Source organism: Citrobacter sp. Awk 4 (assembly GCF_028069725.1).
GTDB lineage: Bacteria > Pseudomonadota > Gammaproteobacteria > Enterobacterales > Enterobacteriaceae > Citrobacter_D.
Map to the genome: position 1 here is coordinate 1 of NZ_JANEWG010000012.1, position 25,571 is coordinate 25,571.

At 52.0% G+C, this 25,571-nt stretch carries 26 protein-coding genes and 1 pseudogene; 9 read left to right on the plus strand and 18 right to left on the minus strand.

Annotated elements, in window-relative coordinates; genetic code table 11:
- Positions 1–431 precede the first annotated feature (431 nt).
- Positions 432–2,291: a bifunctional glutathionylspermidine amidase/synthase gene (gss, locus tag NNO04_RS06915; RefSeq protein WP_271444046.1), complete on the minus strand. Its 1,860-nt coding sequence runs from the start codon at positions 2,289–2,291 to the stop codon at positions 432–434.
- Between the two features lie 237 nt (positions 2,292–2,528).
- Between gss and yghU the strand changes: the two genes are divergently transcribed.
- Positions 2,529–3,395, plus strand: coding sequence for a glutathione-dependent disulfide-bond oxidoreductase (gene yghU, locus NNO04_RS06920; protein ID WP_271444047.1), 867 nt, complete (start codon positions 2,529–2,531; stop codon positions 3,393–3,395).
- A gap of 41 nt (positions 3,396–3,436) precedes the next feature.
- Here the strand turns inward: yghU and NNO04_RS06925 are convergent, their stop codons facing one another.
- The 13 genes and pseudogenes from NNO04_RS06925 to yghX form a co-directional block, all read right to left on the minus strand.
- Positions 3,437–4,129: a molybdate ABC transporter substrate-binding protein gene (locus NNO04_RS06925; protein WP_271444048.1), complete on the minus strand. Its 693-nt coding sequence runs from the start codon at positions 4,127–4,129 to the stop codon at positions 3,437–3,439.
- Positions 4,130–4,273: 144 nt separating this feature from the next.
- Positions 4,274–4,414 (minus strand): annotated as a pseudogene (locus NNO04_RS06930) (hypothetical protein); the annotation flags it as partial.
- Between the two features lie 77 nt (positions 4,415–4,491).
- Positions 4,492–4,740, minus strand: a complete 249-nt coding sequence (gene hybG / locus NNO04_RS06935) for a hydrogenase maturation factor HybG (protein ID WP_271444049.1) — start codon at positions 4,738–4,740, stop codon at positions 4,492–4,494.
- Between the two features lie 27 nt (positions 4,741–4,767).
- Positions 4,768–5,109 carry a hydrogenase maturation nickel metallochaperone HypA gene (gene hypA / locus NNO04_RS06940; protein WP_271444050.1) on the minus strand — a complete coding sequence of 114 codons (342 nt, stop codon included), beginning with the start codon at positions 5,107–5,109 and terminating at the stop codon, positions 4,768–4,770.
- Entirely contained in the window at positions 5,102–5,590 is a 489-nt protein-coding gene (gene hybE, locus NNO04_RS06945) for a hydrogenase-2 assembly chaperone (RefSeq protein ID WP_271444051.1), read from the minus strand. Before hybE ends, hypA begins: the two co-directional genes overlap by 8 nt.
- Entirely contained in the window at positions 5,583–6,077 is a 495-nt protein-coding gene (locus tag NNO04_RS06950; RefSeq protein ID WP_271444052.1) for a HyaD/HybD family hydrogenase maturation endopeptidase, read from the minus strand. Before NNO04_RS06950 ends, hybE begins: the two co-directional genes overlap by 8 nt.
- Positions 6,077–7,780 carry a hydrogenase 2 large subunit gene (gene hybC / locus NNO04_RS06955; protein ID WP_271444053.1) on the minus strand — a complete coding sequence of 568 codons (1,704 nt, stop codon included), beginning with the start codon at positions 7,778–7,780 and terminating at the stop codon, positions 6,077–6,079. Before hybC ends, NNO04_RS06950 begins: the two co-directional genes overlap by 1 nt.
- Complete coding sequence (hybB, locus tag NNO04_RS06960) at positions 7,777–8,955, minus strand: Ni/Fe-hydrogenase cytochrome b subunit (protein ID WP_192613478.1); 1,179 nt, start codon at positions 8,953–8,955, stop codon at positions 7,777–7,779. Before hybB ends, hybC begins: the two co-directional genes overlap by 4 nt.
- Positions 8,945–9,931 carry a hydrogenase 2 operon protein HybA gene (gene hybA, locus NNO04_RS06965; protein ID WP_271444054.1) on the minus strand — a complete coding sequence of 329 codons (987 nt, stop codon included), beginning with the start codon at positions 9,929–9,931 and terminating at the stop codon, positions 8,945–8,947. Before hybA ends, hybB begins: the two co-directional genes overlap by 11 nt.
- A gap of 2 nt (positions 9,932–9,933) precedes the next feature.
- Positions 9,934–11,052, minus strand: coding sequence for a hydrogenase 2 small subunit (gene hybO / locus NNO04_RS06970; protein WP_271444055.1), 1,119 nt, complete (start codon positions 11,050–11,052; stop codon positions 9,934–9,936).
- A gap of 188 nt (positions 11,053–11,240) precedes the next feature.
- Positions 11,241–11,528, minus strand: coding sequence for a DUF2623 family protein (locus NNO04_RS06975; RefSeq protein WP_271444056.1), 288 nt, complete (start codon positions 11,526–11,528; stop codon positions 11,241–11,243).
- Between the two features lie 84 nt (positions 11,529–11,612).
- Positions 11,613–13,253 carry a methyl-accepting chemotaxis protein gene (locus NNO04_RS06980; RefSeq protein ID WP_271444057.1) on the minus strand — a complete coding sequence of 547 codons (1,641 nt, stop codon included), beginning with the start codon at positions 13,251–13,253 and terminating at the stop codon, positions 11,613–11,615.
- Positions 13,254–13,457: 204 nt separating this feature from the next.
- Complete coding sequence (yghX, locus tag NNO04_RS06985; RefSeq protein WP_271444058.1) at positions 13,458–14,345, minus strand: YghX family hydrolase; 888 nt, start codon at positions 14,343–14,345, stop codon at positions 13,458–13,460.
- 156 nt (positions 14,346–14,501) lie between these two features.
- Between yghX and NNO04_RS06990 the strand changes: the two genes are divergently transcribed.
- Entirely contained in the window at positions 14,502–15,542 is a 1,041-nt protein-coding gene (locus NNO04_RS06990; protein ID WP_271444059.1) for an aldo/keto reductase, read from the plus strand.
- A 90-nt stretch (positions 15,543–15,632) separates the two neighbouring features.
- On the opposite strand, the gene NNO04_RS06995 is transcribed toward NNO04_RS06990, so the two are convergent.
- Entirely contained in the window at positions 15,633–16,136 is a 504-nt protein-coding gene (locus NNO04_RS06995; RefSeq protein ID WP_271444060.1) for an ESA_00282 family adhesion-associated protein, read from the minus strand.
- 107 nt (positions 16,137–16,243) lie between these two features.
- Between NNO04_RS06995 and NNO04_RS07000 the strand changes: the two genes are divergently transcribed.
- Together NNO04_RS07000 and NNO04_RS07005 are read left to right on the plus strand one after the other, a co-directional pair.
- The gene (locus NNO04_RS07000) at positions 16,244–16,648 is read left to right on the plus strand and encodes a hypothetical protein (protein ID WP_271444061.1); all 405 of its coding nucleotides are present in this window, start codon (positions 16,244–16,246) and stop codon (positions 16,646–16,648) included.
- Between the two features lies 1 nt (position 16,649).
- A complete protein-coding gene (locus NNO04_RS07005) occupies positions 16,650–17,060 on the plus strand; it encodes a cytoplasmic protein (RefSeq protein ID WP_271444062.1) in 411 nt (136 codons plus the stop codon).
- Between the two features lie 137 nt (positions 17,061–17,197).
- Here the strand turns inward: NNO04_RS07005 and exbD are convergent, their stop codons facing one another.
- Positions 17,198–17,623 (minus strand): TonB system transport protein ExbD, encoded by a 426-nt coding sequence (exbD, locus tag NNO04_RS07010; RefSeq protein WP_162379505.1) that lies wholly within the window; start codon positions 17,621–17,623, stop codon positions 17,198–17,200.
- Between the two features lie 6 nt (positions 17,624–17,629).
- The gene (gene exbB, locus NNO04_RS07015; RefSeq protein WP_271444063.1) at positions 17,630–18,364 is read right to left on the minus strand and encodes a tol-pal system-associated acyl-CoA thioesterase; all 735 of its coding nucleotides are present in this window, start codon (positions 18,362–18,364) and stop codon (positions 17,630–17,632) included.
- 252 nt (positions 18,365–18,616) lie between these two features.
- Here exbB and metC point away from each other — a divergent pair, with 252 nt between their 5' ends.
- Together metC and yghB are read left to right on the plus strand one after the other, a co-directional pair.
- A complete protein-coding gene (metC, locus tag NNO04_RS07020; RefSeq protein ID WP_271444064.1) occupies positions 18,617–19,804 on the plus strand; it encodes a cystathionine beta-lyase in 1,188 nt (395 codons plus the stop codon).
- 131 nt (positions 19,805–19,935) lie between these two features.
- Complete coding sequence (gene yghB / locus NNO04_RS07025; protein WP_271444065.1) at positions 19,936–20,595, plus strand: DedA family general envelope maintenance protein YghB; 660 nt, start codon at positions 19,936–19,938, stop codon at positions 20,593–20,595.
- A gap of 38 nt (positions 20,596–20,633) precedes the next feature.
- Here the strand turns inward: yghB and NNO04_RS07030 are convergent, their stop codons facing one another.
- Entirely contained in the window at positions 20,634–21,533 is a 900-nt protein-coding gene (locus NNO04_RS07030; protein ID WP_271444126.1) for an AraC family transcriptional regulator, read from the minus strand.
- A gap of 193 nt (positions 21,534–21,726) precedes the next feature.
- Here NNO04_RS07030 and yqhD point away from each other — a divergent pair, with 193 nt between their 5' ends.
- The 3 genes from yqhD (at position 21,727) to NNO04_RS07045 (ending at position 25,472) form a co-directional block, all read left to right on the plus strand.
- The gene (yqhD, locus tag NNO04_RS07035; protein ID WP_271444066.1) at positions 21,727–22,890 is read left to right on the plus strand and encodes an alcohol dehydrogenase; all 1,164 of its coding nucleotides are present in this window, start codon (positions 21,727–21,729) and stop codon (positions 22,888–22,890) included.
- 104 nt (positions 22,891–22,994) lie between these two features.
- On the plus strand, positions 22,995–23,822 hold the full coding sequence (dkgA, locus tag NNO04_RS07040) for a 2,5-didehydrogluconate reductase DkgA (protein WP_271444067.1): 828 nt from the start codon (positions 22,995–22,997) through the stop codon (positions 23,820–23,822).
- Positions 23,823–24,017: 195 nt separating this feature from the next.
- Positions 24,018–25,472: an anion permease gene (locus tag NNO04_RS07045; protein WP_271444068.1), complete on the plus strand. Its 1,455-nt coding sequence runs from the start codon at positions 24,018–24,020 to the stop codon at positions 25,470–25,472.
- The last annotated feature ends 99 nt before the right edge of the window (positions 25,473–25,571 follow it).

Genomic DNA, 25,571 nt, shown 5'->3' on the forward strand with positions numbered 1-25,571 from the left:
ACAGTATGAAAACGACTTGTTAACCCATGTCGTTGCATATTGAATTATGCGGCTGTACTTCTTTGCCAGTCACTTTTCATGGTGGGAATAATATCACATTTTTTATTTTTTGCTCAAAAATAACACAGCACGTGATACGAAAACACTCTAAAAGTAGTATTGCCTTAAATAAAAAAGCCGAAAAATCAAAATAAATTGCGTTCCATCGTACTGATGTCAGTGACTCAATGAAAATCGACGTAAAACTTCAGTTAAATATATCGCCATTCAACACTAACTTCAGTTATTTCAAAGGGAACGCCACTCCAGGGTCGGAATTGTTATACCGACATGCCCGCCAGGAAGCCGTTTTTAACGTGTTGAGAATGAAACGACCTGAATGAATCAGCGGCGGCAGGTAACCACCGCTGATTTCTCTTCAAAACGAGAGACTACGCCTTAACAACGATCAAGGGTTCTATGTCGCTCTCTTTCTTAATCACCAGTGAATCATCGCCACGCAGGCAAGTGCCGCCGTAGTTGCCGCCAACGGTGAACGTACAGACCTGAATGTACTTACCCGCCACGTTTGGCAGACACCAAAGCTGCTGATAAATGTTCTTCTGCTCTGCAAATTTGCCGCTGGTTTTATCCAGTAGCTCTTCCTGATGACTGACCAAATCGATGTTGCTGCCACAGCGGCCCGCGATCGGCTTCACCGCATATCCTGTCTGCACCAGTTCATCGTTAACGGTGAAATCCGTATCAAGCAGATAGCGATGATGGGGGAACAGTTGCCACAGAATCGGCAGGATAGCTTTGTTGCCGGGGATCATTGTCCATAACGGCTCAAAGACCAAAACTTCCGGGCGGAGCAACACATCGATCAGTCGAACGTCCTGATGGGTATGCCCGGTACGGATCGGTACTGCCGCGTATTCGGTTTCACTGACCTCACGCACCTGTTCAATGGCCGTTTCCCACGCCCAGGTTTTCCAGACACAGTTCACCAGCCGACCATCACCATCAATCAACTGACCGGCATCATCCCAACGCAATTCATCCAGACCACGCAGGATCTTGCTTTCAAATCCCGCCTGATGCAGCGCCTGCTGCATAAACTGCGCATGATAATTCTCCTCAATATCCTTATCCTGCATGATATGCACGAAAGGACGCGCATGGCTGTGCTTCCAGGCGCCCGCCAGTTCGTTGATCAACCCCTCTGCCGGATTATGCCCCGTCCCTTTATAGCCATGCTCTGCCCATCTTTCGAGGATCAAACCCGCTTCGGTATGACACGACGCGGAATCGGCGTTGTATTCGTATACCTTCAGCCCGCGTTCATCCATACAAAAATCCATACGACCGGTGATCATATGGTGGCGACGGCGTTGCCAGGAGAGCCGCAAACGCGGCCAGAGAATTTTCGGGATATCAAACAGCGCCAGCAGGCTGTCATCTTTCAGCACTTTGTCGGTCGCATGCAGGTACATCAAATGTAACTCATTGGTCGCTTTGATCAGCTCCTGCTCTGCGCTCTCAGTAATGGTGAAATACTGGTGCGGATCCTGATTGATCACATGGCCGTTCGCCTGCACATACGCTTTCTGCAGCGGATCCTGTTCATTGAGCCACTTACCGTCAAACTGCCCTGTGTTTTCCAGTCGCGCACCACGGATCGTCAACGCGTCGTTGGCGATCTCAGGTTGCGGCAGGCTGTGGCGCGTATCATCCGTCTGGATCATCCAGCCCAGAATGGTAGTGTCATCAAAGGTATCGCGAAGGGTGTAACAGCCGTTCTCTACCACCATCTCCAGTTCACGAGTCCATTGTTGACCCGGAGGAAGCGGCGTGTGAATCACGTTCTGTTCCGCAATGCGGACTTTGGTACCCAGTAGCTGGGTAATGATCGCCACATGGACTGTGTCTTTGAATTCACCGCCTTTTTGCCAGATCAGCAGCGCGCCCGCGACCGGAGCCCGGGGAGAACCATTAGGAAAAGCTTGTAACGGCAGAATGTTGTCATTCACCACTTCACGCAGGAAGCGCAGCGAGAAGATTTCCCATGCCATTCCAACATCAGTGAACACAACACCATAATTAAGAAAGAGAAAACGGCGGGCGAACTCAACGCACTGCCATTTGTGGCCCATATATTCATCGTCAATGTAGCTACGAAAAGCAGCATCATCGTCGTAGTCCCGTGGGTCGAGGGAGCTGTAATCTGAAGAGTAGATCGCCACACCACCGGGGGCGTAGCCCAATAATGTCCCGAAAGGGGCATCCTGACTGGTCGTTCCTTTGCTCATGCACCTTACCTCAAAACAATACAGTCTGAGCAGCCTGGCGTGAATTTTTCGCTCTGATTGCCTGCTCTGTGACACTAACCGGACAGAGGTCGACTTATCATACACCTCAACGAAGCGGATGGCGTTCAGAGGCGAAAAATTCACAATCGGTGGCCATCTTAATGTCCCAATCTGTTAAATGAGGGTCTACTGAACTGCTACACTGCTTCAACACAACCCCTCAGAAGGCAGGTCAACATGTCCGATAACACTTATCAGCCCGCGAAAGTCTGGACGTGGGAAAAATCCAGCGGCGGCGCGTTCGCCAATATCAATCGTCCGGTCTCTGGCCCAACCCATGAAAAAACGCTGCCTGTAGGCAAACATCCTCTACAGCTCTACTCCCAGGGAACGCCTAACGGTCAGAAAGTGACAATCCTGCTGGAAGAGTTATTGGCACAGGGCGTAACCGGTGCGGAATACGACGCCTGGCTGATCCGCATTGGCGAAGGCGATCAGTTCTCCAGCGGCTTTGTTGAGGTCAATCCAAACTCGAAGATCCCGGCGTTGCGCGATCATTCGCTGACTCCGCCATGTCGTGTGTTTGAATCAGGTTCTATCCTGCTTTATCTGGCGGAAAAGTTTGGCTATTTCCTGCCCCAGGATCTGGCAAAACGCACCGAAACCCTGAACTGGCTGTTCTGGCTCCAGGGCGCAGCACCGTTCCTCGGCGGTGGTTTTGGCCATTTTTACCACTATGCGCCGGAGAAAATTGAGTACGCCATCAATCGCTTCACCATGGAAGCTAAGCGTCTGCTGGATGTGCTGGATAAGCAGTTAGCGCATAACCAGTATGTCGCGGGAGAGGAGTACACTATTGCCGATATGGCCATCTGGCCCTGGTTCGGCAACGTCGTCTTAGGGAACGTTTACGATGCAGCAGAGTTCCTCGATGCGGGCAGTTATCAACACGTACAGCGTTGGGCGAAAGAGATTGCTGAGCGTCCGGCCGTCAAGCGCGGGCGGATAGTAAACCGCACCAATGGGCCGCTGAACGAGCAACTGCATGAACGTCATGACGCCAGCGACTTCGACACCCAGACCGAAGATAAGCGTCAGAGCTAAACCAGGATGCCGGACAAGACGTTTACGTCGGCGTCCGGCATTTACCTAAACCCGTGCTGCCTGAGGATCGTCACCGCTTGTGGTGAGAGCAGAAAATCTGAAAACGGCTTACCCCGTTCACTCAAACAGGCAAAAGCGTACTGGGCAACCGGATTGTAAGGCTCCGGTATCGCTATGATTTTTAGCGTAGCAACCTCACGCAATCTGGGCGCATAGCTGGCGTAGCCGATAAAGATATCGGTGTAATCGTTGTTGATTAACCACTCCGCAGCCAGCCTGCCCGGCGGAATGGCTAATGTTTCCCTGCCTCCGACCAACGCCACTGCGCGCTCTCGCACACGTTCTCCTGCCTCGCCCATTTGTGAGAAGAGCAGTTGAGTATAATCACCGGACGGATCGCATCCCGCTGTTGATGTGCCAATCCGTAGCGCCAGACGGGTTAACAACGCCAGCCAGTCATCACCGGCACGCACGAGATCTGCCCGCACGCAAAGACACAGGCGATTGGTGGTGAATGGCGCAACAAGCAGCGCGCGACCGGCATTCAACAACGCGTGTAGGTGTGCCAGATTTGCCGAGGCAAAAAAGTCGCACGGTTCCCCCTTTTCTATCCGCTCACGCAGCAATCCCGCAGGAGCAAAATCACAGGAAATACCCTGCCTTTCTTGCGCCTGAAAGCACGCCATCAGCGGTCGCCAGGCAGTGCGGAAACTCCCCGCAGCCAGTATGCGCATCAGTCAACCCCCTGATAATCGGTACGATAAAAACGCTGATACCAGTCATTGGCTTCTTTACGCATATCAATGCCCCCGCATGCGCCATCATTAACCCGGTATATTTACCGGAACCGTAGGTGGTCAGATCCGGGTTCACCATATAAGCGCGAACACGCGATCCACGGAGTCCGGAACAGTCACCTGGCGGCCAAGCTGATCGGTAAATGTTCGGTCGGCCTGAGCCATTAATGGCAGGGAAAAAAGCAACGCCAGCAAGGAAAGCTGGCGTAAGGATTTAAGCATAGGTGTGTTCTCACTTTCGATGTATAAAAAAACATACAGCGATGTGGGCGCACTTAACAGATTGTCATCAGGGGTTATCAGGCGCTGGTGACGTCATACTCCATACGGCGTAGCGCATCCAATGTGGCTTTGGCTTCATCTTCGTCGATGATACTCATCGCAAATCCCACATGCACCAGTACCCACTGCCCGAGCAGCTCAGCTGGATCACCTTCACATATCAGCGCAATGTTGACATCACGCTTGATGCCACACACTTCAACCTGCGCAAGCTGGTGAATATCTTCACCGACGGCCAACACCTGACCCGGAACTCCAATACACATAGTTAACCACCTGGAATGTACAACGGGTTATTCAACTTCAATACTTTTTACTTTCAACGTATCACCGGTTTCAACACGCAGACTGCCACCATGACAAAGCGGACACTGCGCGTCATGCTGCGAGATTTCAACCGCCTGGCTACAATCCCAACACCAGGCCTGAGCCGGTTTGTAGTCGATGTGAAGCTCACATCCCTGCGCAACCGTACCCTGGCAGACGATATCGAAACTGAAACGCACAGCACTCTCTTCAACGCAAGAGAGTGCCCCGATCTCCAGCCACACGCCGGTGACCCGCTTTACGTCATGTTGCTCAGCCTGCTGCACGATGATCTCAACGGCGCTCTGGCATAGAGACAACTCATGCATTTTCGCAGTTCCTACGGCCCAGCAGCAGCGCACGACGATTTAGCTGTGGCGCGTCAGGATTGCTGACCGGCAACGACAGCAGCATCCGCGCACAGTCGTCCGCCAGGCGGAGCCCTTCTTCAGCCGACATGCCGTGATCAAGCGGCGACATCAGCGAACAGGAGAGATACTGTGAAACGCCATCCAGCTCGCCAACGGTGAAGGTCATTGTACCGTAGGGCAGTCGAAGCCCCAGTTTTTCACTGACTTTACGCAGCGGCCAGAGTTGATCCGGCCCAGGGAAAATCAGCGCACTCAACATCCACGGGGTGATAACACACCCCGTCCATTGACCTTCAAATAGCGTAAAATCAGAGACGTACACCGGCATGTTCGGATGCAGAAAAGAGAGATCGTGCATCGAACGCTGCGCAATCTCTTCAAACGCGGCCTGAACCTGCGCCTTCGGGGCAGTCTGGAACCCTAAAAACTCCTCAGACATGCGTCGCCTCCCGTGGGATGGCTTCAACACCTGATTCGCGCAGCGCGGCAAGAACCTGCTCTAAAGCAGGTTCAATCATCGCTTCCACTGTCGGCGTTAAGCCAATATGCGGTTCCAGCGATTCCGGGATAACGCCAACCAGCGTCAGTTTCTTCGGAAATTCGTCGGTGAAGCGAAGGGCCGACAAAACGTCGGCCAGGCCAAGCTGGTGCGGTGAGATTTTGTTGGTAAACAGCGCCGGAATCTCTTCATCCCGCAGGATCATCATCGTTCCCGGAGTGCTTTTTCTCGACACAATGGCATCAGCAATGATCAGATGATCTCTGTTCGCCATATCGCCGAGAAGCTCCATTCCCGCCGTGCCGCCATCGAGGATCTCAACGAAATCCGGCAGTACATATCGCTGCTCTAACGCTTCAACGATACGTACTCCGATGGCTTCATCGGTCAGCAAAACATTGCCGACCCCTAAGACTAATATCCGCATTACAGAACCTTAACTGAGACGACTTCGTTCCCGTCAACGTCCACCACATGCACCGCACATGACATACAAGGGTCGAAGGAGTGAATGGTACGCACCACTTCCAGCGGTTTGTTCGGATCGGCGATCGGTGTCCCTACCAGAGAACGCTCATACGGTCCCACTTCGTCATTAAAGTTACGTGGGCCAGAGTTCCAGGTTGACGGTACAACCGCCTGGTAGTTGCTGATAATGCCGTCTTTAATCACCATCCAGTGAGAAAGCATACCGCGTGGCGCTTCGAGGAAGCCGACGCCTTTGAATTCGCCAGTGGCCGGAATATTCGGTTTCACGAAGGTCGTGTGGTCGCCTTTACCGATGTTCACGATCAACGCGTTATACTGATCCTGCAACACTTTCTGCAGTTCACAGCAGTGAACGGTACGACCAATGATACGGCCCAGCGTCGAATGCAGCTGCGCCACTTCGATCGTTTTACCGGTCAGCTTGGTGTAAATCGCAATGATTTCATTCAGCTTGGCATGGGTAGATTCGCGTTTCGCCGCCAGTTTGCACAGCAGGTTGGCCAGCGGACCCACTTCAACCGTTTTACCGTAGAAGGTTGGCGCTTTAACCCAGGAGTATTTGCCATCATCTGACCAGCCGGTGTAATCCGGAACCGTTGTACCTTCCCACGGTGCCTGCGGCGCTTCGTCTTTGTACCACGCGTGTTTCGCACTTTCCTGAATCCCTTTGATCAGGTATTCATCGGAGTGAGAGGTGATCGGACGATAAGTCGACAGATCTTCATTGGTGATGTAACCGCCCGGGAACAGGAAGCTACCGTTTTTACCGTCAGTCGGGAATTCCGGTGCGCTCAGGTAGTTCACCGCACCCTGACCGCGTTCCAGCCACTCTGGATAGAACGCCGCAATAACCGCGGTATCCACCTTGTAAACCTGCTCAACAAAGTCACTCAGCTTATCGATGAAGGACTTAATGTACATCAGGCGTTCAAGGTTCAGCACGCCCAGACCGTCCAGATTGATAGGGTTCGCGACCCCACCGACCGCCAGGTTCTGAATGTGCGGTGTTTTACCGCCCAGCAGTGCCACGACGCGGTTTGCATCACGCTGACATTCCAGTGCCTGCAGGTAGTGCGCCACCGCAATCAGGTTCACTTCCGGCGGCAGTTGCATCGCCGGGTGACCCCAGCAACCGTTAGCGAAAATACCTAACTGACCGCTGGCAACCAGATCTTTAATCTTGTTCTGAACCCTGGTGAACTCTTCCGCGCTGTTCAGGTGCCAGGTTGACACACCGTTCAGCATCGCCGAGGCTTTCGCCGGATCGGCTTTCAGTGCGGAGGTGATGTCCACCCAGTCAAGCGCAGACAACTGATAGAAGTGCACGATATGGTCGTGCGTGGTGTGCGCTGCCAGAATGATGTTACGGATGTACTGTGCGTTCACGGGAACATCAATATTCAGCGCGCTTTCTGCTGCACGCACGGAAGAGATAGCGTGAGTCGTGGTGCACACACCACAAATACGCTGCACAATCATCCACGCATCGCGCGGATCGCGGTTTTTCACGATCTCTTCCATGCCGCGCCACATGGTACCGGATGCCCATGCTTTTGATACCACGCCATTTTCGATTTCGCAGTCGATGCGTAAATGCCCCTCAATACGGGTTACCGGATCAATAGTAATTCTCTGGCTCATGCTTTGCTCGCCTCATGACGATTTTGATCGTTTTGCTTTAAAGGAGGAAGTATCGGCAGTAGACGAATGAGTACGATATATGCGCAAATCTCAATAGCCACAAAACCAATAGAAATCAACAGTTCTTCCCAGGTCGGGAAGTAGTGGTAGCCGCCGCCTGGATTGAATGCCACCAGCGAGTAGGACAGACGCCATGTCGCACAACCTAACAACGCGCTCAGCGCGGACAGGTACAACATGCGTGAGTCGTTACGCAGTTTCGCGACACGCAGCACCACCAGCGGGAAGACCATCAGAACAACTTCAAGCCAGAACATGGCGGAGTAAAAATCGCCCGCAAAGGCATACGACAGTTTGTCCCGATATACCAGTTCGCCAAAGCGCAGGACGAGGAAAATCCCCAGCAATACGCTGATCGTGTTCGTCAGTTTCACGAACAGGCTTTTCTCATCCGGGCCGTTCCCTTTCAGACCTGCTTGAACCAGAGAACCCTCAAAGATGACTATCGAGAAGCCCATGATAAAGGCGGTCAATACCGAGAACAGCGGCAACATTTCATAGCTTTGCCATAGCGGATGCACTTTAATCCCTGCAGAAATCATCAATGATCCCATTGAGGACTGGTGCATGGTCGGCAGCAGCGCGCCAAGCGCGATGATAAAGAACATCACTTTGTTCAAACGTTTGAGCGAAACCTTCCACCCCAGACGTTCAAACAGAGCAGGTGCAAACTCCAGCGCCATGATGCCGATATAGATGGTCATACAGACCGCCGTCTCGAACAGTACCGAGTTCACGTTAAAGTGGCCCGGAATGTAGAAGTACGGCAGGTTCCAGTAGCGACCAACGTCAATGGTGATTGACAGACCACCCAGGGAATAACCAAACAGGCTCGCCAGCAGTGCAGGGCGCACCAGTGGGTGATACTGTCCTTTATTAAAGACATATACCGCCCACGCCAGCGCCCAGCCGCCACAGGCGAAGCCCGTGCCGATCAACAGGTCAAACGCGATCCACACGCCCCACGGGAAACCACCGTTCAGATCGGAGACAGACCCCAATCCGAATACCAGACGTTTCACGATGAGGATCATGCAGAGGATGATAAGCGGCCCAAAAATAATGACCGGTTTGCTGACTATTTTTCCGCCCAGCGGTTTAGGATCATGACTCATGATCGTCTCCTCCGTCGTGATGGTCGTTTTTGGTGTTACGACGAACCAGCACGGTTAAGCCCGCCAGTACGGCCAGTGGTAGCATCATGCCTTTATACAGGGTGTGTTGAACATGTTCGGAACGTGCGCCCGTTGAAAGATCGGCCAGTTGCGGAAGGTCCAGATTCTCATAAGGCACCCCCGTCAACACCAGCACCTGCGTACCGCCGCCCTCTTTTTCACCGTACAGATGCGGGTAGTACTTCGGTACTGTATGCAGATAGGTATCGTCTGATTTCAACGTTTGACGCGGATAGTGGTAGTCGCTGCCTGGTTTCAGTGCCAGACGTTTTTGCGCTTCCGCCATCAGCTCTTCACGCGTACCAAAAATGACCGCCCCGGCAGGACAAACTTCGACGCAGCCCGGCAAACCGCCTTTATCAAGACGCTCAACCCCTTTCTGGTTACACAGCTCACATTTATGAAGCGCACCAAACGGGTTGTTGTAGTCGTATTTCGGCACGTTGTAAGGACAGGCAACCATGCAGTAACGACAACCGGTACACACATCTTTGTCATAATGGACAATGCCGGTTTTGGGATCTTTCTTGAGTGCAGATACCGGACAAACAGAGACGCAGTTGGGATCAACGCAGTGCATACATTGTTTTTTAATGTACGCATAGCCGTTCTCTTCCTGGTCCTTGTTGACGCCATCGCCGCTACGCCACACCTGAATGATGTTATTGGTGTACGGCGACAGTTTGTCGTTATTGGACCAGGTCTGTTCCCCTTGTGGGTTGCGCTCCGGGAAGTTGATATCCTGACACTTGGTGACGCAGGCCTGACAGCCTACGCACAGCGTCGAGTCATACAACATCCCCAGCGATCCTGGGATCGGCGGGCGATTTTCGGCAGCTGCATAGCTGACAGACGGCGCGGCGCCTAACAGCAATGCCCCGCTGGAGGCTGCTTTAATAAAGTTACGTCTGTTCACGGTTATTCTCCCCGTGAGTCAGCGTCATCTTTCTTTTGCTGACGCCCCAGTTCACGTACCGCCATCACGCTGACACCGGCAACCAGCCCAGCCACACCGCCAAGCAACCCGATAGCGCCAGCAGAAACGTTGCCGCCCTCTTTCATGTTCACGTCAGGTTTTTCTGAGCGCGGAGTTTGATTTTCCACATGAGCGAGCTGGTGGATACCTTTATGGAAACCGATGCCTTCTTCGTTACAACCGTAGCAAGGGTGCCCAATCGCGACCGGCCATACGCCGCCGACATCGCAGAATTGCAGAGTGGAGCAGTTACCCCAGGTTTCTGGTCCTTTACAGCCCAGATGGTAGAGACACCAGCCTTCACGGTGGCCTTCATCACCAAACTCTTTCGCAAAACGACCAGCATCAAAGTGCGGACGGCGTTCGCAATGTTCGTGGATCAAGCGACCATAGGCAAAGGTAGGACGATTTTTCGCATCCAGTTTCGGTGGTTTGCCATACGTAATGATGTGCGCAACTGTCGCAAGGAAGTTGTGCGGGTTAGGCGGGCAGCCTGGGATATTGATAATGGTTTTGCCCGGCAGCACTTCCTGCAAACCGACGGCGCCCGTTGGGTTCACGCCCGCAGCCGCCACACCGCCCCATGCAGCGCAGGAGCCGATAGCGATAATCGCTGCCGCGCCTTCAGCCGCTCTGCGGATATGATCCACAATCGGCTCACCGGCAACCATGCAGTAAATACCGTTATCTTTTAATGGGATAGAACCATCAACGACCAACACATACTGCCCTTTATATTTCTCCAGAGCATTATGTTTGTTCTCCTCGACCTGATGGCCGAAGGCGGCGGAAAGGACCTCATGATATTCAAGAGAGATGGTCTCCAGAACAAGGTTTTCTACCGTTGGGTGAGTTGCCCGCAGCAAGGATTCAGTGCAACCCGTACATTCCTGAGCGCCAATCCAGATAACCGGTGGACGCTGAGGACGGGTAACCGACTCGGCCATTTCTGCGGCGGCTTTGCTACTGAGCCCCATAGTAGCGGCTAGTGCTGCACAAAGCTTCATGAAATCACGACGGTTAACGCCGTGAGAATTGGTGAGAGTATTATCTCCAGTCATTATATTGTTATTCCGTTGCAAAGACCTGGCTCTATTTTGCACCTATCGCAAAAACCATACTGCGATCGGAGCGCCATTTACCACACTTTCTTTATGGTTATGTATATTATGATACTGCGAGGGGACAATAAAACGAAGGTGTAAGACAATAGTGTAATTAATTAAAGCAAGCTAATACCCCTTTTGGATCAATATTCGAGTCGATAACCAGCCATGAAAAATCGAATGGTTGTATTCGACTGATTCTCTCTAAAGAAGTCCATCACCATCTCTTTATCCAATCCATAACGACGGGTCAGAATTCCCGCCTCCCAGGCGCTAAGTTGGCGATCGCCTGTTTTTTCAAACATGCGATGCGAAAAACCTAATACAAAACCACGTTTATAGTCGGAACAAAAATTCGCCACATTGCGTGCGCTATCGGCATGTGATGCGTTTAACCCAGCCATCAAACCTTTGCCAAAATGATTTTTCATACAGCCTCCTAACCGCTATACAATTTATTATATAGCGGTTTTTTAAACAAAGGCCAGTGGTATTGCGTACTTTCTTACGCCTGATTAAAAGGTTACCCACTCATCGGTTAAATCGGGAGCAGAAGCTCCGGTTTGGGTAGGGCCAGAGGCATTTTTTCCCGGCTGAGTCTGCGGCTCGCTATGGGAGAGGCGGAACCGTTGTACTGAGCGCTGCAACGCCTCAGTCTGACGTTCCAGCGCTGACGCCGCCGCTGAAACCTGCTCCACAAGCGCGGCATTTTGTTGGGTCACACTGTCCATCTGGGTGATCGCTACCCCCACCTGAGAGATGCCTTTGCTTTGCTCCTCGGAGGCCGATGCAATTTGCTTCATGATGGCAGTGACTTCCGTGACGCCCCGCAGAATGGCCTCCATGGTCGAGCCGGTCTCTTTCACCAGTTGCGCTCCCTGCCCGACACGATGCGCTGATTCAGCAATCAGCGTTTCGATCTCTTTCGCGGCCCCCGCACTGCGACTGGCCAGATTACGCACTTCGCCAGCGACGACCGCAAATCCGCGACCTTGCTCGCCCGCTCTGGCAGCTTCAACGGCGGCATTCAACGCCAGGATATTGGTCTGGAAGGCGATGCTATTGATAACTGTAGTGATTTCGGCAATCTGCTTTGAACTTGCAGAAATACCGTCCATGGTATCAACCACTTCCGACACCAGCGCGCCGCCTTTTTCGGCGGTCGCCGATGCAATATCTGCAAGCTTGCTGGCCTGGCGCGCGTTTTCCGCATTCAGTTTTACCGTTGCGGTAAGTTGTTCCATGCTGGCCGCTGTCTCTTCCAGTGCGGCAGCCTGTTCCTCGGTGCGGGAAGAGAGGTCGTTGTTACCGCTTGAGATCTCCGTCGCGCCACGCCAGATATTGTCGCTGCCCGAACGAATCGTGCTCACCGCTTCACGCAGACTGTCCTGCATAGCACGGAGCAAAGGCATCAGTTGTCCCACACAGTTACGCCCCAAATCCTCAATCGGTTGGCTGAGATCGCCCTGCGCAATCTGGCGAAACTGCTGACGGATACGCGCCAGCGGCTTCATCAGCAGCACCACAAGATAACGGTCAGTAAAGAGGAGGATCGCAATACCCAGAATCGCGGCAGCGATGATCATTGTGCGGATAACCGATGTTTGACCATCCACCATGACACGAGTGTTATCCAGGCGGGTCCCGGCTTCGTGGTTAAAACGCTCAACGCTGGCACCAAACGCACGACTTAAGGCGGGCGTCACGGTCGTTGCCTGCTCGCGCCATGCCGCCTGAGAGTCCTCCTTTGCCAGTTGCATTTGCGGCATAATCCCCTTATCCAGCAAGGCCTGCCAACTCGCCAGCACTGCGGCCGCCACCTCCTGGTCCATCGGCCCTGGCGACAGCGTTTTCATCTCCTGAAGTTTTTTTCGCATATTATCAAGCGATTGCTGTGCTGGGGCGAAATCGGGTATGCCGCCGCCGATTTTAACGTCCATTGCGCGGCTCAGACGGGTAACAAAGCGAAAATACTGATCGTTACCCTGGCTAAGCACCGTCATCTGACGCACCAGATGTCGGTCAACTTCGTTCCCTTCCGTGACCTTCGATAAGGCATGGATACTAAATAGACCGACGCCCGACCAGAGCAGACAAAAAAGACCCAATATTGTCAACATGACAACACGAATAGAGAGGTTTCGCAGTAAGTACATAAGTATTCCCTTGCCGTAAATGAGGATTCGCCATTAAGCGTGACTTATCTGCGTTATCGGCAAAATGTGAAGAAGATATACTTACTTTTCATTTTTTATGCGATAAGAACCCCCTCAATCACAATATTGAATAAATGCTAATGGAATGGGAAACTATTATTATTCAATATCTGCTCTTAATACTGATAAGCAGATTCATACTTTTCATCGCAAATACTTTTCGAACCAGGTCAACGTACGCTGCCAGGCAAGATCGGCGGCGGATTTGTCATAACGCGGCGTCGAATCATTGTGAAAACCATGATTTACCCCAGGGTAAATATACGCTTCAAAGACGTTATTATTTGCTTTAAGCGCTGTTTCATAAGCGGGCCAGCCTTCATTTATCCGCGTATCCAGAGCGGCATAGTGTAATAACAAGGGGGCGTTGATTTTAGGGACGTCTGATGCCGGAACCTGGCGTCCATAAAAAGGAACAGCGCAGGCCAACTCCGGATACGCGACCGCCGCCGCGTTCGATACCCCGCCACCATAGCAAAAACCGGTGATACCGACCTTGCCCGTCGCTGCGGGATGGCGCTGCATAAACTCAATGGCGGCGAAAAAATCATTCATTAATTTTGTGGGGTCGACCTGTTGTTGCAGTTCCCGGCCTTTGTCATCGTTGCCCGGGTAACCGCCGACAGAACTCAGGCCATCTGGCGCCAGCGCAATGTAACCCGCCTTTGCCACTCGCCGCGCCACATCTTCGATATAGGGATTCAGTCCACGATTCTCGTGAACGACCACCACAGCGGGTGTTTTACCTTCAGCCTTTGCGGGCCTGACCAGATAGCCGCGCACATCACCATGCCCGTTCGGTGACGGATAGGTAATGTATTCCGGCACAATATCCGGGTCGGTAAATTCCACCTGCGTTGCCAGCGCATAATTCGGTTTCAGCAGGTTAAACAGCGCAAGCGCCGTCATGCCCCCCACCGCGTACTTCGCAGCAAGTTTGAGAAACTCACGTTTAGAGATCTTTCCATGCGCATAGTAATCGTAGTAATCGAGCAGTTCTTGCGGGAAATCTTTGGCTGTTAGTCTTGGCATAACCTCACTCCGGCACGGATGTTTTGTTAAGCAAAGCATAGCGGCGTATTTTTGCCCAATATTTCATCTCAATGTGACCTGGCGAACGGGACAGACCTGACGCAGTCGCTAGAATAGAAACGTTGTTTTGAAATCCAACAGCTCTAAGGAGATTGCATGACCTGGTTAGCTAACCCTGAACGTTATGAGCACATGCTGTATCGCTATTGCGGGAGAAGCGGTTTGCGTTTGCCTGCGCTGTCACTGGGCTTGTGGCACAGTTTCGGTCACGTTCACGCGCTGGATTCACAGCAAGCCCTGCTGCGTAAGGCATTTGATTTAGGTATCACCCATTTTGATTTGGCCAATAACTATGGACCGCCTCCGGGCAGTGCGGAGGAGAATTTTGGCCGCCTGTTACGCCGCGATTTTGCGAACCATCGCGATGAACTGATCGTCTCCACCAAAGCCGGATACGACATGTGGCCGGGTCCTTATGGCGCTGGTGGTTCACGTAAATACCTGCTGGCGAGCCTCGATCAGAGCCTGCAACGTATGGGGCTGAATTACGTCGATATCTTCTATTCGCACCGGGTCGACGAAAATACGCCGATGGAAGAGACGGCTTCTGCGCTGGCTCAGGCGGTGCAAAGCGGGAAAGCGCTTTATGTCGGCATTTCCTCATACTCTCCCGAACGTACGCAACAGATGGCTGACCTGCTGCGTGAATGGAAGATCCCGCTGCTGATCCATCAACCCTCCTACAACCTGTTAAACCGCTGGGTTGATAAAAGCGGTCTGTTAAATACGCTGGAAGCCAACGGAACAGGTTGCATCGCCTTTACACCGCTCGCCCAGGGGCTGCTCACAGGAAAATACCTGAACGGTATTCCGGAAGGTTCCCGCATGCAGCGTGAAGGGAAAAAGGCCCGCGGTCTGACGGAGAACATGCTCACCGAAGAGAATATTTCCAGCCTGCGTTTGCTCAACGAGATGGCGCAACAGCGCGGACAGTCGATGGCGCAAATGGCATTAAGCTGGCTGCTGAAGGATCCCCGCGTCACATCCGTGTTGATTGGCGCCAGTCGCCCTGAACAACTGGAAGAGAACGTTCAAGCGCTGAATAACCTGACGTTCACTGCTGAAGAACTGACGCAGATTGATAAGCATGTTGCAGATGGCAAACTGAATCTGTGGCAAGCATCATCAGATAAGTAAAGACATTGCGCCGGGCGGCCCTTTCGCCTTACCCGGCCAGTGAGTGAAAACCCGCTTCCGACCATTCCTGAAGCATCAGAATCACAGCGCTCAAACGTTATCCGGTTTTATGGGTGAGCGCTGATATTCTGGCCACACCAGCGCGACCAGGGAGGGATAAGCCTCCAGGCTGAACTCCTGGAAACATTGCCGCAAATTGAGTACATCAAGATCAGAGTGCGAGACCTTTTCTCCATTCAGACAACGTTTTTTAATATTGTCATAGTATTTGTACACCGCAGAATTAAGATCACTACAACGTCTTTGCGCGTCAAACAAACCTGGCGTTCCATTCAATTCAGCCACCGTCATCCGTTTTATCGTGGCGTGAAGAAAATCGATATATTCATGATTAACTCGCCAGTACCATACCGGTGTAATAGTGTTCATGAGCGATGAAAAATGATCTTCGCCCTCTTCTTTCGTCATCGGTTCTTGTTGATGACTTACGCTGGCTTTCGCTTCAGAATAATTTTTATTAAGTCCTCGCATCAGGACAAGTACACCAAAGGTAAGCAATAGCAGGGTAATAACAGAATAAAAAATACTGTTCATTTATTGACTCCATTTTTTTTGATTTTAAAATTACACCATGTTATTGTCAATGAAACCTACCTTATAAACACACTCGTTATACTATTGACAGGAAAGGATATTACAGAATGCTTCCTGAGCATCTTGTTCCGTCTCGCTTTCATCTATCGCCTTCCCCCGCAGACCCCAGCACCGCTGCAAAGAGTGAAAATTTAGCTCAGGGAAAGAAAACACTCAGCGATTATGAATCAGATATTTTAATTAGCGCCACTGCCACTGGCCAGTCCAGGAATATGCTACTTGAAGAGCGCGACCGTCATTTAAAAGATCGATTGTATCGTGTTGCCAAAATTGAAACGTTTGCCCGCCTCATAAATACACTGCAGGCCGAAGGTGATATTGATGCGCAAACCGTTAGCAAAATACTGGCAGAAACAACTGCAAAGATAAACGACGATGGTAATAAAATTTGGCTTAATTTAATTACCGGTGAGAAAAACACCCCCATTTTTTATTCTCTGGAAGATGATTAAAATGAAAGACGTTGAGGATAATAATGTTTATTTAGCTTTAGATAGCGATAAAAGTGATGAATTTATCTTAAAGCAAAATCTTGACGCGTTAATTGCCAATAAAAATGCCATCCTTGAAAGCGTCGCGCAAGAGATGGTATCAATTCCCGCAGAGCTTGTGAGGTTAAAATGGCAAAACCGCCGTGAAATCTATGCCCTGCAGGTAAAGGAAGAGATTTACGGCGCGATCATCAACACCCTCACAGAACAACGCCCGGAACTGCATGCCAAAATCATGGCTCGCCTGGAAAGCAGCTGGCAGCACTTGCTGGCGCGGGAAACCGCCACATTACGTCTGACCCGTAAACTTTCCGATGGCAATTACCGGACAGCCAATATCACGACAGTGGCGCTGGATGAGAATCGACAGTAAACACGAAAAGAGAAAATGTGCGGGGGATGTTTTCAAGGACAGATGTTGCGTAGAGTTGTGCCAGGCAACGACACCAGGCCGGCCAACGAGTCGCAGAAATCAGGCCGGACAGGCCTAAGCACCGTCCGGCAAAACGATTACTTCGCTTTTGCGACCTCTTCACCAACCAAACCAATTTTCAGGTAACCCGCCTGATGCAGCGAGTCCATTACCTTCATCATGGTTTCGTAATCAACCGTCTTGTCTGCGCGAAAGAAGATCGTGGTGTCTTTCTTTCCTTCGGTCAGCGTATTAAGCGCGTTGATCATGGTTTCATCCGTGACCTGATCGTTGCCGATGAACATGGAGTTATCGGCCTTCACAGACAGGTAAATCGGTTTTTCCGGACGGGGTTGCGGCACACTGGAGGAAGCAGGCAAATTCACCTTCACATCCACCGTCGCCAGAGGCGCAGCCACCATAAAGATGATCAGCAAAACCAGCATAACGTCGATAAACGGCGTCACGTTGATTTCATGCATTTCACCATTATCGTCCAGGTTTTCGTTAAGACGCATTGCCATGAAACATTATCCTACACGTAATTTCTGCGCGGTACGCACCGGCTGAGCGGAGACACTCGCGTTCAAATCCAGGTCACGGCTTTGCAGCAACAACACCTGTGCCGCCACGTCGCCCAGCATCGCTTTATAGCTGCCAATCTGGCGGGCAAAAACGTTGTAGATAACCACGGCAGGAATGGCCGCCACCAGACCAATCGCCGTCGCCAGCAGTGCTTCTGCGATACCCGGAGCCACAACGGCAAGGTTAGTGGTTTGCGTTTGTGCGATACCGATGAAGCTGTTCATGATGCCCCATACCGTACCGAACAGACCCACAAAAGGAGAGATCGCACCGATAGTCGCCAGATAACCGTTACCCCGTCCCATATGACGACCCACGGCTGCGACGCGGCGTTCCAGACGGAACCCTGTACGCTCTTTAATACCTTCGTTATCTTCGCTGCCTTCCGACAGTTCCAGTTCGTTTTGCGCTTCGTTAATCAACATCGCGCTAAAACTTTTTTCGTCAAATTCAGAAGCGATATCGCTTGCCTGATCCAAAGAACGGGCTTCAGCCAGTTGCTCCTGCTCACGCTTGAGTCGGCGCTTCTGCGTGAAATGCTCAACGCTTTTGCTGAAGAAGATAGCCCAGGTGACCACTGACGCCAGAATCAGACCAATCATCACACACTTAACTACAATGTCGGCGTGCTGATACATACCCCAGACGGAAAGATCCGTCTGCATCAAATTATTACCCACTCTGTATCTCCAGGACGCAAATCACAAAATCTGAGCGCAATAATATCAAAACGACGTCGAATTGATAGTCGTTCTCATTACTATTTACATATTGCCGCACCTTTGGTTTCTTTTCCTTGCGCTTACGCAGTAAAAAAGCCACGAGAGGATATTTTGATAAAATTTTCTGCTTTATCGAAATTCCTCTGGATGCGCGGTGCCGCATTCATGTTAGTTTAGACATCCAGACGTATAAAAAACAGGTCGTGCGACATGACAAAAAAACACCTTGATACTCAATTTGTGAATGCAGGACGCAGTAAAAAGTACACCCTGGGATCGGTAAACAGCGTGATTCAACGCGCTTCTTCACTGGTATTCGAGACAGTCGAAGCGAAAAAACACGCTACCCGTAACCGCGCCAACGGCGAGCTTTTCTATGGCCGTCGCGGAACGTTGACCCATTTCTCTCTCCAGGAAGCGATGTGCGAACTGGAGGGCGGTGTTGGATGCGCCCTGTTCCCCTGTGGTGCGGCAGCCGTCGCCAACACCATTTTAGCTTTCGTCGAGCAAGGCGATCACGTGCTGATGACCAACACAGCCTATGAGCCAAGCCAGGATTTCTGCACCAAAATTCTCGCCAAACTCGGTGTGACCACCGGTTGGTTCGACCCTATGGTCGGCGCCGATATCATAAAACACATTCAGCCCAACACCCGAATCGTTTTCCTGGAATCGCCGGGCTCCATCACAATGGAAGTCCATGACATCCCAGCGATTGTTGAAGCAGTCAGACGGGTTGCGCCTGATGCAATTATCATTATTGACAACACCTGGGCCGCCGGGGTGCTCTTTAAAGCGCTGGATTTTGGAATCGATATCTCGATTCAGGCGGGGACAAAATACCTGATCGGTCACTCTGATGCGATGGTCGGAACCGCGGTTTCCAACGCGCGCTGTTGGGAGCAACTGCGTGAGAACGCCTATCTGATGGGACAAATGCTGGATGCCGACACGGCGTACATGACCAGCCGCGGTTTACGTACATTGGGCGTGCGCCTGCGCCAGCATCATGAAAGCAGCCTGAAAGTAGCTGAATGGCTGGCAAATCATCCGCAAGTGGCGCGCGTCAACCACCCTGCGCTCCCCGGCAGCAAGGGCCATGAATTCTGGAAGCGCGATTTTACCGGCAGCAGCGGTTTGTTCTCATTTGTCCTGAACAAAAAACTCAGTAATGACGAGATGTCAGCCTACCTCGACAACTTCAGCCTGTTCAGCATGGCTTACTCGTGGGGGGGATTTGAATCCTTGATTCTGGCGAATCAACCTGAGCACATGGCCGCCATTCGCCCGGAAGGTGTAGTGGATTTCAGCGGAACACTGATTCGTTTACATATTGGTTTAGAAAATGTTGACGATCTTATTGAGGATTTAGCCGCAGGATTTGCCCGGATCGTGTAAAGTTGCCGCCAATGGACATAATTGCAGACACTTCCAGCAGAAAAGTCTGTGTTTGTTGCGTCCGGGATCAAAGCGTCCCGGGCAATTCGGGAGTACAATAGGCACTTACACGCGGTTCCACAGGAAAGTCCATGGCTGTCATTCAAGATATTATCGCTGCGCTCTGGCAACACGATTTTGCTGCGCTGGCGGATCCACATGTTGTTAGCGTTGTCTACTTTGTGATGTTTGCCACACTGTTTTTAGAAAACGGTCTGTTGCCAGCATCCTTTTTACCGGGAGACAGCCTGCTGATACTGGCAGGAGCGCTGATTGCACAAGGTGTGATGGACTTTGTACCCACCGTGGCGATATTAACCGCAGCGGCAAGTCTGGGATGTTGGCTCAGCTATATTCAGGGTCGATGGCTGGGAAATACGCAAACAGTGAAAGGCTGGCTGGCGCAACTACCGTCCAAGTACCATCAACGCGCAACCTGCATGTTCGACCGGCACGGTCTTCTGGCTCTGCTCGTTGGGCGCTTTTTGGCATTTGTTCGCACTCTGTTACCCACGATGGCGGGAATTTCCGGACTCTCTAACCGCAGATTCCAGTTTTTTAACTGGCTGAGTGGTCTGCTGTGGGTTGGCGTGGTGACCAGTTTCGGCTATGCGCTCAGCATGATCCCCTTCGTCAAACGCCATGAAGATCAGGTGATGACGTTTTTGATGATCCTGCCGGTTGCCCTGCTGACGGCAGGATTGCTCGGCACGGTGATTGTTGTCATCAAGAAAAAGTACTGCAACGCCTGAGCCCTTCCTCTTCCCGGCGTTGCCAGCCGGGAAGTCAGTTAACTCCCCTGGAGAGTCCGAATTCGCGCCGCATCCTCACCCGGCGTAACGCCAAAATAACGTTTAAATTCCCGACTGAACTGCGACGCACTCTCGTAGCCAACCCGCATCGCAGCGGCACTCGCTTTCATCCCGTCATGAATCATCATCATCCGCGCTTTATGCAGTCGGTAGGACTTCAGGTATTGCAGCGGCGAGGTGCTGGTGACCGATTTAAAATTATGGTGGAACGCGGAGACGCTCATATTGGCCTCCGCTGCCAGTTGTTCAACGTTAAGGTTTTCAGTGTACTTATTTTCAATGCGCTTCAGCACACGGCTAATCAGACTGAAGTGTGTCTGGCGACTCACCAGCGCCAGCAGCGCGCCCCCGCGCGGCCCGGTCAACACATGGTAAAGTATTTCACGGATGATCTGTTTCCCCAGAATCCGCGCATCCAGTGGCCGTTCCATAACATCTAACAGCCTCTCGGCAGCACAAAGGATCTCGTCTGACAGCGTAGCGGAGTTAATTCCGCTCGCCGCCATCGACGGCTGGAAGCGATCGTCTTCTCCGATGTCCATCAGCAACTCCTGCAATTGCAGGATATCCACATTCAGGCGAATACCGGCCAGCGGGCGTTCTGGCGTCGCATACGTTTCACATTCAAAGGGTAAAGGTACTGTCAGCAACAGGTATTCATTGGCGTCGTAGCGAAATACGCGCTCATTGATATAACCGATTTTATGTCCGGAGAAGAGGAATATGATGCCAGGTTCATACATCACCGGCGTACGCAGACCAGGTTCAGTGCCGTATAGCAAGCGGACATCAGGAAGCAATTCACTAAGCTTCTTCTCATTACTTTTCAGCTGCTTAATTTTATCTGTCAGCAGAAGACAGGTCTCTTCTCGGTTCATCGCGCGCCATTTTGTCATCGGTTTACCACCTCTACATAGTGCGCATTTTTATCTATTTTCTCCAGTCTTCTGGAGAAATAGGCAAGACATTGGCAGAAATGAGCATTGAGAGGCACGCCACTGAAGACCACAATGTTCACCATCAGGCAGACATCCACCTGCCCTCTTTTCTACCCACATAAGGGAACGAACAATGAACAATTTTAATCTGCATACCCCAACCCGTATTCTGTTTGGTAAAGGCGCTATCACCGAACTGCGCCAGCAAATTCCGCAAGGCGCCCGCGTGTTAGTCACCTACGGTGGGGGTAGCGTGAAAAAGACCGGCGTGCTGGCCCAGGTACATAACGCCCTCAGCGGTCTTGATGTACTGGAATTTGGCGGGATTGAACCAAACCCGTCTTATGAAACGCTGATGAATGCCGTCAAAATGGTGCGTGATGAGAAGGTGACTTTCCTGCTGGCTGTGGGGGGTGGATCCGTCCTGGACGGTACGAAATTTATCGCTGCCGCCGCTCACTACGCAGAGGGCGTCGATCCGTGGCACATTCTGGAAACCCGCGGCAACGACGTGAAAAGCGCAGTCCCGATGGGTTCTGTTCTGACGCTGCCCGCGACCGGTTCCGAATCTAACTCAGGCGCGGTTATCTCGCGCAAAACCACCGGTGATAAGCTGGCGTTTATGACGCCGTTTGTACAGCCGGTCTTTGCTGTGCTGGATCCGGTTTACACCTACACGCTGCCGCCGCGTCAGGTTGCCAACGGCGTCGTCGATGCGTTTGTGCACACAGTAGAACAGTACGTCACTTACCCGGTCGATGGAAAAATTCAGGATCGTTTCGCTGAAGGCATTCTGCTGACGCTGGTTGAAGATGGCCCGAAAGCGCTGCAGGAACCTGAAAACTATGATGTCCGCGCCAACGTGATGTGGGCGGCGACGCAGGCGTTGAACGGTCTGATTGGCGCAGGTGTTCCCCAGGACTGGGCAACCCATATGTTGGGCCATGAGCTTACCGCCATGCACGGCCTCGATCATGCTCAAACACTGGCTATCGTTCTACCGGCGCTGTGGAATGAAAAACGCGACACTAAACGCGCCAAACTGCTGCAATATGCCGAGCGTGTCTGGAACATTACGGAAGGTTCTGATGACCAGCGTATTGATGCCGCTATCGCCGCGACTCGCGGTTTCTTTGAGCAATTGGGTGTGCCGACCCGCCTCTCAGATTATGGTCTGGATGGCAGCTCAATCCCGGCGTTGCTGGCAAAACTCGAAGCGCACGGCGGTACAAATCTCGGTGAACATCAGGACATTACGCTGGACGTCAGCCGCCGTATTTATGAGGCGGCACGCTAAGGTTTTTTCGCTTCAGGCTTTCGTTTTTGGGCATTTCGTCCAGACTTAAGTCACACAACCTCACCGGGGCTATGCTCCGGTGAGCTCATATGAAGGAGGAACGCATGGCTACACCAACCATTATCAAGCTTCAGGATGGCAACGTAATGCCGCAACTGGGCCTGGGTGTCTGGAAGGCGAGCAATGAGGAAGTGATCTCCGCCATTCATAAAGCGCTGGAAGTGGGGTACCGCTCATTTGACACTGCTGCCGCGTATAAGAATGAAGAAGGGGTCGGCAACGCGTTAAAAAATGCGGGCATAGCCCGGGAAGAGTTGTTCATCACCACCAAATTGTGGAATGACGATCAGAAACGTCCTTATGAAGCACTGCAGGAAAGCCTGGATAAACTGCAGCTCGACTACGTGGATCTCTACCTGATGCACTGGCCTGTCCCTGCTATTGATCATTATGTTGAAGCATGGAAAGGGATGATCAACCTGAAAAAACAGGGGTTGGTGAAAAGCATCGGCGTATGTAACTTTCAGATCAATCACCTCCAGCGTTTGATCGACGAAACGGGCCTGGCACCGGTTATCAACCAGATCGAACTACACCCTTTGATGCAGCAGCGCCAACTGCATTCCTGGAATGCCACGCACAAAATCCAGACGGAATCCTGGAGCCCGCTGGCGCAGGGCGGCGAGGGAGTATTTGATCGCCCCATTATTCGCGACCTGGCGGACAAATATGGCAAATCTCCGGCACAAATTGTGATTCGCTGGCATCTGGACAGCGGTCTGGTGGTGATCCCGAAATCCGTCACGCCTTCACGTATCGCGGAAAACTTTAACGTCTGGGATTTCCGTCTCGATAAAGATGAATTGAGTGAAATTGCCAAACTCGATCAAGGAAAACGTCTGGGACCAGACCCGGATCAATTCGGCGGTTAACGCATCCACTTTCCTTTTTGAAGCCCGGCGTTCTGTCGGGCTATTTTCATTTTGCAATACACCGAAACAATATCCACCTGATTGTATGTATCTTTCCTGCCATCTCAGGCGCAGCATTATATTAGCTAACCATTTGGTTACTAATGGAAATTATATGCACCATAACTGATAACAACATTTAACAGGTGGCTTATTGTGAAGGAAAACAAATCTCAGGGCGTCAAATGGCTCCCGCTCATTATCATTATGTTGATCACCGTCGGACTGTGGCAACTCCCTCCTCCCACCGGATTAACGGCACCCGCATGGCACTCGGCCATTATCTTTGTCGCCACTATCGCCTCTATTGTTGCAAAAGTACTGCCCATTGGCGCAGTGGGCCTCATTGGTATTACCGTTTTTGCGCTCGTCTATGCCGCCGGGGATAAAACCGCCAGTGGCGCAATCACCACGGCGCTGAGTGAACTCAACAGTTCGCTGATCTGGCTGATTGTCGTGGCGTTTATGATCGCCCGAGGGTTTATCAAAACCGGCCTGGGTCGGCGTATTGCCTTGCAGATGATCCGCCTGCTGGGCAAACGTACGCTGGGGCTCGCCTACGGCCTGGCCTGCGCCGATCTGATCCTCTCTCCGGCAATGCCAAGTAACACTGCTCGCTGCGGCGGGGTGATTTACCCTATCGCCGACTCACTGGCGCGCAGCTTTAATTCACGACCCGATGATGAGTCCCGCAGTAAAATCGGCACCTTTCTGATCACCTGTATCGGAAACGTGAATGATGTGACCGCCGCACTCTTTATGACGGGCTACACCGGTAACCTGTTGGCGGTGAAACTGGCAGCAAACGCCGGCGTCACATTGACATGGGGAAGCTGGTTTATGGCGGCGCTGCTGCCCTGCCTGGTCTCGCTGCTGATCGTCCCTCTTCTCGTCTACTGGTTGACCCGACCAGAAATCAAACACACACCCGATGCCCCCAATATCGCACGCAAAGAGCTGGCGGAAATGGGAAGCATGACGCGGGGAGAATGGTTGATGCTGGCAACCGTCGGCGTTCTGCTGGTGCTGTGGATCTTTGGTGATGTGCTGGGGGTAGATGCGACAACAGCCTCGTTTGTCGGCCTCTCCATTTTGCTGCTGAGCGGCGTTCTCAGTTGGGAAGATGTTAAAAGCGAGAAAGGCGCATGGGATACGTTGATTTGGTTTGCGGCATTGCTCATGATGGCAAACCAGTTGAAGAAATTAGGTTTCACCAGCTGGTTTGGTAATCTGATTGGTGACAGTATCGGCAGCACGATGCAGGGCACCAGTTGGGTGATCGTTCTGCTTATTCTGAATGCCGCCTATTTCTATACCCATTACTTCTTCGCCAGCGGTAACGCTCAGATCGCCGCCCTGTATGCCGTATTCCTGGGAGTAGGCCTGCACCTGAATATACCGGCGGCGCCGATGGCGTTGATGTTGGCGTTTACCAGCAGCCTGTATTGTTCACTCACCCAGTACACCCACGCACGCGGTCCGATCCTGTTTGGCGCAGGATATGTTCCAACAGGTGTCTGGTGGCGAACGGGTTTTGTCATCAGCTTGTTTAATCAGGCGGTCTTTTTGACCGTGGGTCTGGCATGGTGGAAAGTGCTGGGTCTGTACTAAGGCCATGAAGCTTGCCGGATGGCGGCGCAAGCCCCTTTTCCGGCCAGCCAATTGTATTTTAAACGAAAGCCCGGTCAGCGTTAGCGCTGCCGGGCTCCA

Bases quoted from the DNA above. Each gene is read 5' to 3' on its own strand.
- gss (WP_271444046.1), bottom strand. From the start codon at position 2,291: ATGAGCAAAGGAACGACCAGTCAGGATGCCCCTTTCGGGACATTATTG.
- yghU (WP_271444047.1), top strand. From the start codon at position 2,529: ATGTCCGATAACACTTATCAGCCCGCGAAAGTCTGGACGTGGGAAAAA.
- NNO04_RS06925 (WP_271444048.1), bottom strand. From the start codon at position 4,129: ATGCGCATACTGGCTGCGGGGAGTTTCCGCACTGCCTGGCGACCGCTG.
- hybG (WP_271444049.1), bottom strand. From the start codon at position 4,740: ATGTGTATTGGAGTTCCGGGTCAGGTGTTGGCCGTCGGTGAAGATATT.
- hypA (WP_271444050.1), bottom strand. From the start codon at position 5,109: ATGCATGAGTTGTCTCTATGCCAGAGCGCCGTTGAGATCATCGTGCAG.
- hybE (WP_271444051.1), bottom strand. From the start codon at position 5,590: ATGTCTGAGGAGTTTTTAGGGTTCCAGACTGCCCCGAAGGCGCAGGTT.
- NNO04_RS06950 (WP_271444052.1), bottom strand. From the start codon at position 6,077: ATGCGGATATTAGTCTTAGGGGTCGGCAATGTTTTGCTGACCGATGAA.
- hybC (WP_271444053.1), bottom strand. From the start codon at position 7,780: ATGAGCCAGAGAATTACTATTGATCCGGTAACCCGTATTGAGGGGCAT.
- hybB (WP_192613478.1), bottom strand. From the start codon at position 8,955: ATGAGTCATGATCCTAAACCGCTGGGCGGAAAAATAGTCAGCAAACCG.
- hybO (WP_271444055.1), bottom strand. From the start codon at position 11,052: ATGACTGGAGATAATACTCTCACCAATTCTCACGGCGTTAACCGTCGT.
- NNO04_RS06975 (WP_271444056.1), bottom strand. From the start codon at position 11,528: ATGAAAAATCATTTTGGCAAAGGTTTGATGGCTGGGTTAAACGCATCA.
- NNO04_RS06980 (WP_271444057.1), bottom strand. From the start codon at position 13,253: ATGTACTTACTGCGAAACCTCTCTATTCGTGTTGTCATGTTGACAATA.
- yghX (WP_271444058.1), bottom strand. From the start codon at position 14,345: ATGCCAAGACTAACAGCCAAAGATTTCCCGCAAGAACTGCTCGATTAC.
- NNO04_RS06990 (WP_271444059.1), top strand. From the start codon at position 14,502: ATGACCTGGTTAGCTAACCCTGAACGTTATGAGCACATGCTGTATCGC.
- NNO04_RS06995 (WP_271444060.1), bottom strand. From the start codon at position 16,136: ATGAACAGTATTTTTTATTCTGTTATTACCCTGCTATTGCTTACCTTT.
- NNO04_RS07000 (WP_271444061.1), top strand. From the start codon at position 16,244: ATGCTTCCTGAGCATCTTGTTCCGTCTCGCTTTCATCTATCGCCTTCC.
- NNO04_RS07005 (WP_271444062.1), top strand. From the start codon at position 16,650: ATGAAAGACGTTGAGGATAATAATGTTTATTTAGCTTTAGATAGCGAT.
- exbD (WP_162379505.1), bottom strand. From the start codon at position 17,623: ATGGCAATGCGTCTTAACGAAAACCTGGACGATAATGGTGAAATGCAT.
- metC (WP_271444064.1), top strand. From the start codon at position 18,617: ATGACAAAAAAACACCTTGATACTCAATTTGTGAATGCAGGACGCAGT.
- yghB (WP_271444065.1), top strand. From the start codon at position 19,936: ATGGCTGTCATTCAAGATATTATCGCTGCGCTCTGGCAACACGATTTT.
- NNO04_RS07030 (WP_271444126.1), bottom strand. From the start codon at position 21,533: ATGAACCGAGAAGAGACCTGTCTTCTGCTGACAGATAAAATTAAGCAG.
- yqhD (WP_271444066.1), top strand. From the start codon at position 21,727: ATGAACAATTTTAATCTGCATACCCCAACCCGTATTCTGTTTGGTAAA.
- dkgA (WP_271444067.1), top strand. From the start codon at position 22,995: ATGGCTACACCAACCATTATCAAGCTTCAGGATGGCAACGTAATGCCG.